The following is a 2,276-nucleotide window of genomic DNA, read 5'->3' as shown; positions in this document are numbered from 1 at the left end:
ATCGTTTCTAATAACGACATAACGATTATTTATTTTATTTTTATTTTTAGCTTTTGCTTACCTCTGCGTCTCAAGTCTTCTTCTTTTATTTTTCCGCTCTTAAGCATATAATTTATTTTTTCTTTTATGCCTTCACGTTTTAGAGCAGCTGCTTTTTTTCTTGTTTTATTGCCTTCTGGTTTCAAAAATCTTATTTTTTTAGCCTGAAGCATACGACCACTCATCTGAACGCGGTTATTGAAACGACGCAAAAGACTCTCAAAACTTTCTCCTTCTTTTCTTTTAACTTCGGTCATGGGTGTCACCTCCCGATATTCGCATATTATAATAATAAATTTTATTATAATATACTTCATTATTAATAATTATATCATAAAAAATACTAATACCAAAAAAGTTATATCATATCTGTAGAACCTTCTTCCAATTCTGGCAAAAGACTTTTCTGTTCAAGCTTTTTACGTAATTCTGGAACCAATTTCTTAATATCAATTTCTTCTTGAACTCCGGCATCCATATCTCTAAGAAGAATATTGTTTTCTTGCAATTCTTTCTGACCCAAAATTAATGTAAATCTGACTCGCGCCTTATTGGCATTTTCAAGCTGTTGTTTTAAACTGTCTTTGGCAAAATTCTCAATTAAAGCAAAGCCTTCTTTTCTCAATTCTTCAAACAATCTCATTGCGCGTTTCTTTGCATCAGGTCCCAAATGCGCCAAAAAGATATCGGGCCTCTTTTTGGCTGGCAAAAGCACACCTTCCTCTTTTATACGCATTATAAGGCGCTCTAACCCACATGCCATTCCGGCAGCAGATGCAGGTTGTCCGCCCATCTGTTCTACTAAAACATCAAATCGTCCGCCACCAAGTAAAGCTGATTGCGATTTTTGCTCGCCAAGAGGTCTAAATTCAAAAACCGTTCTAGTGTAATAATCCAAACCTCTCACTAAAAATGGATTTAAATTATAAGGTATCTCCAACTCATCTAACATTTCTAAAACTTGCATAAAATGTTTTTTGCAATTTTCATCAAGAAAATCTATAATTTGCGGAGCATTTTCTTTTATTGGCTGGCACATTTCTTCCTTACAATCCAAAAGACGGATTGGATTTTTTGATATTCGTCTTTTACAATCTTCGCAAAGTTCGCGCCTTCTTGATTTATAGTATTCTACCAGTGCTTCTTTAAAAGTTTCTCTACAAGAAGCGCATCCCATACTATTTATTTCCAGACTTGAAGAAAGCCCGATTTCTTTTAAGGCATTGTGAGCAAGAAGCATTAACTGCACTTCGACCGCAGAACTTTCAGAGCCAAAGACTTCAAAACCTATCTGATGGTGTTCACGCATTCTTCCGGCTTGAGGATTTTCATATCTAAACATTGGGCCATCATAAAAAACCTTTACCGGTTGAGGCAAATTATGCATTCCGTGATTAATATATGACCTAGCTACTCCTGACGTTCCTTCGGGTCTGAGGGCCACTGCTACTCCGCCTTTATCAATAAATTCAAAAAGTTCTTTTTCAACAATATCGGTATATTTGCCAAGATTTCTCTTAAATAATGCGAGTTGTTCTAAAACCGGTGTTTCAATTATCTTAAAACTATAACTTTTTGCCAAATCATAAAAAATACCTCTTACAAAATCCCAATAAGGCGCATCCAAAGGAAGAATATCTTTAAAACCCTTTAATGTCTCAGGAGTTTCGGTCTGCTTTTTTGTTTGTGTTGACACAAGCACTTTTGGGGCAGACGGCAATTTTGGCTTTCTACCGCGTTTTTTTGGCAAAGTTATTTTTTCTTTACGTGGTCGTGGCATAAATTTTAATTGGTAAATTAGTTAGTTAATTTATTGTATAAGATTATATTCCGGAGTATGGAAGATTCTAAATTTTGTCATTGGCCATCCGCGCAACCAAACTTTTCCAACAATTAATTTATCCTGAACCGGGCCAAAAACCCGCGAATCTAAGCTTGAAGGACGATTATCTCCCATTAAAAAATATTCATTTTCGGCAATTTGAAATTTTTTCTCAGAGACAGTTTCAACATTAGAGAGATATTGGCTTTCATTAAGATAATATCCAACTAAAGAATTCTGAGGATATATGCGGACTCTGCCATCTTTAATCTCTACTGTTTCTCCTGGCATTCCGACAATTCTTTTTATAAAATATTGACTTGGATCATTCGGATACTTGAAAACAACGATTTCTCCTCTTTTTGGTTCTCTAATCCGATAACTGATTTCATCAATAATTAAATATTCATGGTCA

General features: G+C 34.9%; 3 protein-coding genes. All 3 read right to left on the bottom strand.

The genetic code is table 11. The annotated features are described in order from the left end of the window. Window positions 1–29: 29 nt before the first annotated feature. Complete coding sequence (locus COU51_03825; protein PIR66463.1) at window positions 30–356, bottom strand: hypothetical protein; 327 nt, start codon at window positions 354–356, stop codon at window positions 30–32. Between the two features lie 41 nt (window positions 357–397). After that, the gene (locus COU51_03820) at window positions 398–1,819 is read right to left on the bottom strand and encodes a histidine--tRNA ligase (protein ID PIR66462.1); all 1,422 of its coding nucleotides are present in this window, start codon (window positions 1,817–1,819) and stop codon (window positions 398–400) included. Window positions 1,820–1,849: 30 nt separating this feature from the next. Continuing rightward, on the bottom strand, window positions 1,850–2,276 hold a 427-nt coding region (gene lepB, locus COU51_03815; GenBank protein ID PIR66464.1), incomplete at its 5' end, for a signal peptidase I.

Source organism: Parcubacteria group bacterium CG10_big_fil_rev_8_21_14_0_10_36_14, assembly GCA_002772895.1.
In the GTDB taxonomy this organism is placed as follows: domain Bacteria; phylum Patescibacteriota; class Patescibacteriia.
This window is presented reverse-complemented; position numbering and strand designations above follow the sequence as displayed.

Excerpts from the sequence above, each read along its gene's own strand:
- COU51_03825 (PIR66463.1), bottom strand. The coding sequence starts at position 356 with ATGAAGTATATTATAATAAAATTTATTATTATAATATGCGAATATCGG.
- COU51_03820 (PIR66462.1), bottom strand. The coding sequence starts at position 1,819 with ATGCCACGACCACGTAAAGAAAAAATAACTTTGCCAAAAAAACGCGGT.